We start from the raw sequence: 7101 nt of genomic DNA, 5'->3' as shown, positions 1-7101 counted from the left end.
CCCACTCCAGCAAGGCTCGGCACCCCGACGAGAATGGCCGGGTCTGTCGGGCCGAACCCCCTCCCCCTACCCCCCTCCCGCAAGGGGAGGGGGGACTCAAAAGGAAGGAGAAATCCGGGAAGGCGGTGGCCCCTCCGGTTCTCCAGGACCAAACTCCCCTGCCCCACCTGCCTGTCTTCCTGACCGTGCGCGGCCGGGTTTGCGTGCTGGTCGGGGGCGGCGATGCAGCCGCGCCGAAATTCGAGTTGCTGCGCCGCGCCGGGGCCGCGATCCGGCTGGTCGGCGCCGATTCCGGCTTCGCCGAGACGGCGGACGCGACCGGCGCCGAGATCCTGGCAGGGCCGCTGACGGCCGATCATCTGGCCGGGGCATGCCTCGCCATCGACGCTTCAGGCGACCCCGACACGAACGCCCACAGCGCCGCCCTGGCGCGGGCGGCCGGCGTGCCGCTGAACGTCGTCGACCGGCCGGCGCTGTGCGACTTCATCCTGCCGGCGATCCTGGACCGCTCGCCCATCGTGGTCGCGATCTCGACCGGCGGTGCCGCGCCAGCCGTCGCCGGGCTGATCCGGCAGGAGCTGGAGACGCTGATCCCGCCCGGCCTCGGCCGCCTCGCCGCCCTGTCCGGCACGCTGCGCGACGAGATCCGCCGCCGCATCGCCGACCCGGCCCGCCGCCTGGCCTTCTGGCGCCGGCTGTACCGCGACGGAGCCGCCGACCGGGCGGCGGCGCTCGACCTGCTGGACCAGGTGGCCGCAGCCCGTCCATCCGCCGGCTCGCTGACCCGCATCACCATCGGGCGGGGCGGCGAGCAGGACCTGACGCTGCGCCAGGTGGCGGCGCTGCGCCGGGCCGACCTGCTGCTGGTCGGGGACGGTGTCGACCCGGCGGTGCTGGACCATGCCCGCCGCGACACGCCGCGCCGGCCCACGGTGCGGACGCCGGCCGAGGCCGCCGCCCTGCGCGACGAGCTGGGCCGGGGCCTGCAGGTGGTGCAGCTGGTCGCCGAGTCCGTCCCGCAAAGCACGGCGCTGCTGGCCGCGGAGTAGCGGACGCTCTTGCCGCATGGCGCCGCCTCGCCCGTTTGCTTAGGTTTGGTCGGCTTTGTCCCGCGAATGCCGATGATGATCCGCCGCCTGATCCTGATCGCCGCCCTGACCCTGGCCGGGGCCGCCCCGGCCCTGGCCGCGCCCGAATTCCACGCCGGGGCCTGCGGCTTCACGGTGCCGGACGGACGGGCCGCGACCTGCGGCACCGTCACCGTGCCGGAGGACCGTGACAAGCCCGACGGCGCGACCGTGGCGCTCGCCGTCGCCATCCTGTCCACCCCCGACAAGCTCGGCGACGCGCCGCCGATCCTGTATCTCGAAGGCGGGCCGGGCGGGGCGGCGGGGCTGGACCCCGACGGCATCGCCCGCTGGTGGGACCTGATCGCCCGCAACGACTGGCTGCAGACGCGCAAGCTGGTGCTGTACGACCAGCGCGGCATGGGCAGGTCGGAACCGAACCTGACCTGCCCGGAGATGATCGACGCCCAGATCCGCGCCAACGGCCCGGAGGGCGACGGCGGCAACGCCGCGGCGTCGGTCGACGCGGCCCGCGCCTGCCGCAGCCGCTGGGAGGCCGAGGGCCGTGACCTGACCCGCTACACCACGCCCGACAGCGCCCGCGACGTGGCCGATCTGCGCCTCGCCCTCGGCATCGACCGATGGGTGCTGTTCGGGTCGTCCTACGGCACCCGACTGGCGCTGGAGACGGTGCGGCGCTATCCCGACGGCATCGCCGCGATGATCCTCGACGGCGTCTACCCGCCGGGCAAGAGCCTGTTCACCGCGTCGGAGGAGGACGATCCGGACGGCGACCGGTCGCTGCAACGCGTCTTCGCCGCCTGCGCCGCCGATGCCGCCTGCAACGCCGCCTATCCCGACCTGGCCGGACGCTACCGCACCCTGCTGGAGCGGCTGGACGACGAGCCGCCGACCGTCACCGTGGCACGGCCGGACGGCGGCGGCGAGGCCGAGCTGATGTTCACCGGCGGCCTGCTGGCCGAGGTGGTGTTCAACGACCTCTATTCCCGCGACGACGCCGCCACCCTGCCGGCGCTGATCGCCGGCATCGATGCCGACCGCGACGAAGCCTATGAGGAGGCGGCGGAGCAGTGGCTGACGGGTCTGCTGGACCCGACCATCGCCAACGGCGCCTACGACCTGGCCGAATGCCTGGCGCCGGATGCCGGCGACCTGCGCGACGCGCCGGGATCGACCTGCCCGGCCTGGCCGGCCGGCGCGGCGGACGACCTCGCCTCGCAGCCGGTCGACAGCAATATCCCGACCCTGATCCTGTCCGGCGGGCTCGACCCGGTGACGCCGCCGGCCTGGGCCCGCGCCACCGCGTCGCATCTGCCGAACGGCTTCCTGGTCGAGCGCCAGGACCAGGGCCATGGCCTGATCGGCAGCGACCCCTGCGCCGAGACCCTGGCGGGCAAGTTCCTGGACGCGCCGGACCGCCAGCCGGTCGACGCGTGCCAGGTCGCGCCCGACCCGCTGCGCTTCCTGGTCAACGGCTGAGCCCGGGCTGGCGCCCCCCGGCTCAGGCCGCTTCGGGGGTGTAGCCGGCCTCGGCGATGAGCCCGGCGACCTGAGCCCGGTCGTCGGTTCCGGTGACGGAGACCAGCTTGCGCACCGGATCGGCCTCGACCCGGGCGCCGGGGATGCTGCCTTCGATCGCGCCCTTGATCGTGCCGGCGCAATGGCCGCAGGTCATGTCCTCGACCCGGAAGGACAGCGTTGCACCCATGATGGTTCGACTCCTGTTTCGCATGGACCAGGGCACTGTCAGGCTTCCCACCATGGGAAGGTCAAGTGGGTTTTTGCCGCCCGATCGATCCCGTCGAATCATCCCTTGACCTTCCCATTGTGGGAAGGTCCATCTCACCCCACATCCGCTGTTGCGAGATGGGAATCGGAACCGTGCAGTCATCGAATTCAGGCGCCAGGAATGTGGTCCAGCTCGCCATCGAAGGCATGACCTGCGCCTCCTGCGTGCGCCGGGTCGAGCAGTCGATCGCGAAGACGCCAGGCGTCGCCGCCGCCAATGTCAACCTGGCCACCGAACGGGTCGACGTGTCGTTCTCGGCCGCGCCGGACATCCCGGCGGTGGTGAAGGCGATCGAGAGCGCGGGCTATGCCGTGCCGCAGGACACGGCCGAGCTGGCCATCCGGGGCATGACCTGCGCCTCCTGCGTCGCGCGCGTCGAGAAGAAGCTGAAGGCCGTGCCCGGCGTGATCGGGGCTGCCGTCAACCTGGCCACCGAGCGCGCCACGGTCCGCTTCGCCCGCGGCGCGGTGCGGCCCGCGGCGTTGGAGCAGGCCGTCCGCGACGCGGGATACGAGGCCCGGCGCATCGGCGCGGAGGATGCCGGCGACCGCGAGTGCGACGCCCGTGCCGTGGAGACGGCGGCGCTGGGGCGCAGCCTGGCCTTTGCCGCCATCCTGACCCTGCCGGTCTTCGTGCTGGAGATGGGCACGCATCTGATCCCCGCCATCCACGACCTGGTGATGGCGACGATCGGCATGCGCCAGAGCTGGATCCTGCAATTCGTGCTGGCCAGTGCGGTGATGTTCGGCCCGGGGCTGCGCTTCTTCCGCAAGGGCGTGCCGGCGCTGCTGCGCGCCGCGCCGGACATGAACTCTCTGGTCGCGCTGGGCACCGCGGCGGCCTGGGGCTATTCGGTGGTCGCCACCTTCCTGCCCGGCGCGCTGCCGGCCGGCACGGGCAATGTCTATTACGAGGCCGCGGCCGTGATCACCACGCTGATCCTGCTGGGCCGGTATCTAGAGGCCCGCGCCAAGGGCCGCACCTCGGAGGCGATCCGCCGGCTGGTCGGGCTGCAGCCCAAGACCGCGCGGGTGGTGCGCGACGGCCGGACCCTGGACCTGGCGCTGGAGGAGGTGCGGGCCGGCGACACCGTGCTGGTGCGGCCGGGCGAGAGGGTGCCGGTCGACGGCGAGGTGCTCGAGGGCTCGTCCTTCGTCGACGAGGCGATGATCACCGGCGAACCGGTGCCGGTGGCCAAGGGCGTCGGCGCCGAGGTGGTCGGCGGCACCATCAACAAGACCGGCAGCTTCTCCTTCCGCGCCACGCGCGTGGGCGGCGAGACGGTGCTGGCCCAGATCATCCGCATGGTCGAGCAGGCGCAGGGCGCCAAGCTGCCGATCCAGGCGCTGGTCGACAAGGTCACGGCCTGGTTCGTGCCCGCGGTGATGGCGGTGGCGGCCGCGACCTTCCTGGTCTGGCTGGCCTTCGGGCCGGACCCGGCCTTCGCCCTGGTCAACGCCGTCGCGGTGCTGATCATCGCCTGCCCCTGCGCCATGGGGCTGGCGACGCCGACCTCGATCATGGTCGGCACCGGCCGCGCCGCCGAGCTGGGGGTGCTGTTCCGCAAGGGCGACGCGCTGCAGGCCCTGCGCGACACCCGGGTGATCGCGCTCGACAAGACCGGCACGCTGACCCGGGGCCGGCCCGAGCTGACCGATTTCGACACGCTCGACGGCTTCGACCGCGACGAGGCGCTGCGCCTGGTGGCCGCGGTCGAGGCCCGGTCCGAGCACCCGATCGCCGAGGCGATCGCTGCCGCCGCCGGCGCCCGGGGCCTGGCCCTGCCCGCGGCCGAGGCCTTCGAGGCGGTGCCCGGCCACGGCGTGGCGGCGACGGTCGAAGGCCGCCGCGTCGCGGTCGGCGCCGACCGCTACATGCGCTCGCTGGGCCTGGACCCGTCGGCCTTCGCCGCAACGGACGGCCGCCTCGGCGAGGACGGCAAGTCGCCGCTCTACGCCGTGGTCGACGGGCGCCTGACCGCGATCATCGCGGTGTCGGACCCGGTCAAGCCGTCGACGCCGGAGGCGGTCCGGGCGCTGCACGCGCTCGGCCTGAAGGTGGCGATGGTCACCGGCGACAACCGCGGCACGGCGGAGGCGATCGCCCGGCGCCTCGGCATCGACGAGGTGGCGGCCGAGGTGCTGCCGGAAGGCAAGGTCGAGGCGGTGAAGCGGCTGGGCGCCGGCGGCCGGCGGGTCGCCTTCGTCGGCGACGGCATCAACGACGCGCCGGCCCTGGCCGCCGCCGATGTCGGCATCGCCATCGGCACCGGCACGGACATCGCCATCGAGAGCGCCGACCTGGTGCTGATGTCGGGCGACCTGCGCGGCGTGGCCACCGCCATCGCCCTGTCGCAGGCGACGATCCGCAACATCAAGCAGAACCTGTTCTGGGCCTTCGCCTACAACGCCGCGCTGATCCCCGTCGCCGCCGGCGCCCTGTACCCGGCCCAGGGCTGGCTGCTGTCGCCGATCCTGGCCGCCGGCGCCATGGCGCTGTCGAGCGTGTTCGTCCTCGCCAACGCGCTGCGCCTGCGCCGCTTCCCGCCGCCGCTGGCGGACCGGGACGACGGGCCGGCGCCGGCGGCGCGGCTCATCTCCGAGGAGGCCAGACCATGAACATCGGCCAGGCCGCCGCCGCCTCGGGCGTCTCCGCCAAGATGATCCGCTACTACGAAACCGTCGGTCTGACCCGGCAGGCGGTCCGCACCGAGGCCGGCTACCGCGTCTACACCGACGACGACGTGCACACGCTGCGTTTCATCCGCCGCGCCCGCGACCTGGGCTTCTCGGTCGAGCAGATCGCCGGCCTCCTGGCCCTGTGGCAGGACCGCGACCGGTCGAGCGCCGACGTCAAGCGGATCGCGCTCGGCCATGTCGCCGAGCTGGAGCATAAGGTCGAAGGGCTGAAGCAGATGATCGCCACGCTGCGCCATCTCTCCGCCTGCTGCCACGGCGACGACCGGCCCGACTGCCCGATCCTCGACGACCTGGCGCTCCAGCCCCAGCCGAAGCCGGCCCGGCGGGCACGATCCGCCTGAGCGCCGGCCGCATCCGGCCGCTTGTTGCGCACCGGCTTGACCGGTTCGGGTCGTTGTGATCCAAATTGTCTGATTATAATAGCAATGTTGTCCGACCCCGCCGCAGAGCGGGACTCGGAAAACGGGAGGAACCCAATGAAGCGCCTGATCCTGGCGGGCCTCGCGGCCGCCGTCGCGTCGGTCCTCGCCATCGGCCCGGCCGGCGCCGCCGACAAGACCATCGCCTTCGTCGTCAACGGCTCGTCCGATTTCTGGACCATCGCCCACAAGGGCACCGACAAGGCGGTGTCCGAGCTCAAGGGCTACAGCGTCGAGTTCAAGATCCCCGGCGAATCCAGCGCCGCCGAGCAGCGCCGCATCGTCGAGGACATGCTGGCCCGCGGCGTTGCCGGCATGGGCATCAGCCCGGTCGACCCGGACAACTCGACCGCCCTCCTGAACTCCGCCGCCGGCCAGGTGCCGCTGTTCACCTTCGACAGCGACGCGCCGAAGAGCAACCGGCTGCTGTATATCGGCACCGACAACGTCGCCGCCGGCGTGCAGGCGGGCGAGCTGATCAAGAAGTCGCTGCCGGACGGCGGCAAGATCATGCTGTTCGTCGGCACGCTGGGCAACGCCAACGCCCGTGAGCGGGTCGAGGGCATCAAGAAGGCGATCGCCGGCACCAAGATCGAGATCGTCGACGTCCGCACCGACGACATCGACTTCGCCAAGGCCAAGCGCAATGTCGAGGACACGCTGACCAAATACGACGACCTGGCGATGCTGGTCGGCCTCTACTCCTACAACACGCCGATCATCTACGACGCGATGAAGGCGGCCGGGAAGCTGGGCCAGATCAAGGTCGTCGGCTTCGACGAGGACCCGGTCACCCTGCGCGGCGTGCAGGAGGGCGTGATCGAGGGCACGGTGGTGCAGCAGCCCTACGAGTTCGGCTACCAGACGGTGAAGCTGCTGGCCCAGTATGTCGAGGGCGACAAGTCCTTCATCCCGGCCGACAAGCTGAAGATCATCCCGACCCGGCTGATCGACCAGAGCAACGTCGCCGACTTCCAGAAGCAGATGAAGGAACTGCTGGGCAAGTAGCGCCGGCAGCGACTGCGTACGGCTCGTACGAACCCGTTCCGTTACCCACCTCCACTCGGGGGAGGGCGCGCGGCGGTGGGTGTTAACGCTAGCAGGGC

6 protein-coding genes are annotated in these 7101 nt (G+C 72.1%); 5 read left to right on the top strand and 1 reads right to left on the bottom strand.

Translation table 11 applies throughout. From position 1 onward, the window contains the following. Positions 1-125 precede the first annotated feature (125 nt). Together ACFW16_RS28880 and ACFW16_RS28875 are read left to right on the top strand one after the other, a co-directional pair. Positions 126-1049 carry an NAD(P)-dependent oxidoreductase gene (locus tag ACFW16_RS28880; protein ID WP_380311662.1) on the top strand — a complete coding sequence of 308 codons (924 nt, stop codon included), beginning with the start codon at positions 126-128 and terminating at the stop codon, positions 1047-1049. Positions 1050-1124: 75 nt separating this feature from the next. Beyond that, entirely contained in the window at positions 1125-2567 is a 1443-nt protein-coding gene (locus ACFW16_RS28875; RefSeq protein WP_380311660.1) for an alpha/beta fold hydrolase, read from the top strand. Between the two features lie 22 nt (positions 2568-2589). Here ACFW16_RS28875 and ACFW16_RS28870 read toward each other — a convergent pair whose 3' ends face one another. Further along, positions 2590-2796 carry a heavy-metal-associated domain-containing protein gene (locus ACFW16_RS28870; RefSeq protein WP_380311658.1) on the bottom strand — a complete coding sequence of 69 codons (207 nt, stop codon included), beginning with the start codon at positions 2794-2796 and terminating at the stop codon, positions 2590-2592. A gap of 158 nt (positions 2797-2954) precedes the next feature. On the opposite strand from ACFW16_RS28870, the gene ACFW16_RS28865 reads away from it, so the two are divergent. The 3 genes from ACFW16_RS28865 to ACFW16_RS28855 all read left to right on the top strand — a co-directional run bounded on the left by ACFW16_RS28865 (position 2955) and on the right by ACFW16_RS28855 (position 7003). Then, the gene (locus ACFW16_RS28865) at positions 2955-5495 is read left to right on the top strand and encodes a heavy metal translocating P-type ATPase (RefSeq protein WP_380311657.1); all 2541 of its coding nucleotides are present in this window, start codon (positions 2955-2957) and stop codon (positions 5493-5495) included. After that, entirely contained in the window at positions 5492-5917 is a 426-nt protein-coding gene (gene cueR / locus ACFW16_RS28860) for a Cu(I)-responsive transcriptional regulator (RefSeq protein WP_380311655.1), read from the top strand. The genes ACFW16_RS28865 and cueR overlap by 4 nt, the downstream gene beginning before the upstream one ends. 135 nt (positions 5918-6052) lie before the next feature. Further along, positions 6053-7003: a sugar-binding protein gene (locus ACFW16_RS28855; RefSeq protein WP_380311654.1), complete on the top strand. Its 951-nt coding sequence runs from the start codon at positions 6053-6055 to the stop codon at positions 7001-7003. Positions 7004-7101 lie beyond the last annotated feature (98 nt).

The sequence above is a fragment of the Inquilinus sp. NPDC058860 genome, from assembly GCF_042743185.1.
In the GTDB taxonomy this organism is placed as follows: domain Bacteria; phylum Pseudomonadota; class Alphaproteobacteria; order DSM-16000; family Inquilinaceae; genus Inquilinus.
The sequence above is the reverse complement of the archived record's forward strand: the minus strand, read 5'-3'. Positions and strand labels throughout refer to the sequence as shown.